This window comes from Paraclostridium sp. (genome assembly GCF_051657365.1).
Classification (GTDB): domain Bacteria; phylum Bacillota; class Clostridia; order Peptostreptococcales; family Peptostreptococcaceae; genus Paraclostridium.
This window is the reverse complement of sequence record NZ_JBOFKN010000024.1, coordinates 1-1,222: the sequence shown is the minus strand read 5'-3', so window position 1 is coordinate 1,222 and position 1,222 is coordinate 1. Positions and strand designations below refer to the sequence as shown.

At 23.9% G+C, this 1,222-nt stretch carries 2 protein-coding genes; both read left to right on the top strand.

The genetic code is table 11. From position 1 onward, the window contains the following. A partial coding sequence (locus tag ACRCYC_RS01640; protein ID WP_438507381.1) for a carbohydrate ABC transporter permease occupies positions 1-677 on the top strand: 677 nt, incomplete at its 5' end. 1 nt (position 678) lies between these two features. After that, positions 679-1,222 (top strand): carbohydrate ABC transporter permease (locus ACRCYC_RS01635; RefSeq protein WP_438617454.1); only part of this gene is annotated, 544 nt, incomplete at its 3' end.

The following is a 1,222-nucleotide window of genomic DNA, read 5'->3' as shown; positions in this document are numbered from 1 at the left end:
AAAGTATTTTAGTAACTTTAAAATTTTCATTAATAACAGTTTTATTTAGCATGATAATATCTTTATTTTTAGCAATAATATGCAATGAAAAATTAAAGGGGATAAAGTTATTTCGAATTATCTTTTCATCAAGTATGGGAGTATCAGTATCCGCAAGTTCAAGTATAGTTTTATTTTTATTTCATCCAAGTGTTGGATTAATAAATGATATATTAAGTTTATTTGGAGTTTTACCGATAAATTGGTTTACAAGTTCAACCTATGCTATTTGGGCAATATCTTTTGCCACAATATGGATGAATATAGGATTTGGGTTTTTAGTTTTAACAGCTGGATTGCAAAATATAAGTCAAGAGATAGATGAAAGTTGTGAAATTGATGGAGTAGATTATTTTACAAAACTTTTTAAAGTAACTATTCCATTATTGAGTCCAAGTTTATTTTATTTGTTAATCACAACGACTTTAAAAGCTTTTCAAAGTTTTGGTCAAGTAGATATGTTAACTGGTGGTGGACCTGCAAACTCAACTAATTTTATAGTTTACAGTATATATAAAACAGCATTTAGTAACTATAGATTTGATTACGCTAGTGCTCAGGGATTATTTTTACTTATTTTAATTACAATAATAATGGTAATTAAATTCAAATTAGAGAGGAAGGTGCACTATCAATAATATGAAAAAAAGAGCTATGTATATATTACTTATTATTTCTGGAATTGTAGTATTTTTTCCAATAATTTATTCTTTAGTAGCTAGTTTTATGACAACTAAAGATATAATGAGTGGAAAGATTCTGCCATCACAAATAAATTTTATAAACTATAAAGATTTACTTCAAAATATTCCAATACTTCAGTTTTTCTTTAATAGTTTAATAACATCAATAGTTGCAATGATTTTTCAAATTATCATATGTAGTTTAACAGCTTATGCTTTAGTTTTTATTGAATTTAAAGAAAAAAAGATAGTATTTTTATTAGTGATGTGTTCAATATTTATACCGTGGGAAGCTATATTCATTCCAAATTATTTTATAATTTTAAAAATGAGATTATTAAATACAAAATTAGGAATTATATTACCATTTTTAGCAAATGGATTAGGAATATTTTTAATGGTTCAACAATTTAAAACGTTAAATAAATCTTTAATAGAAGCTTCTAAAATAGATGGATGTAGTCATATATTTATATATTTAAAAATAGTTTTACCTTTAT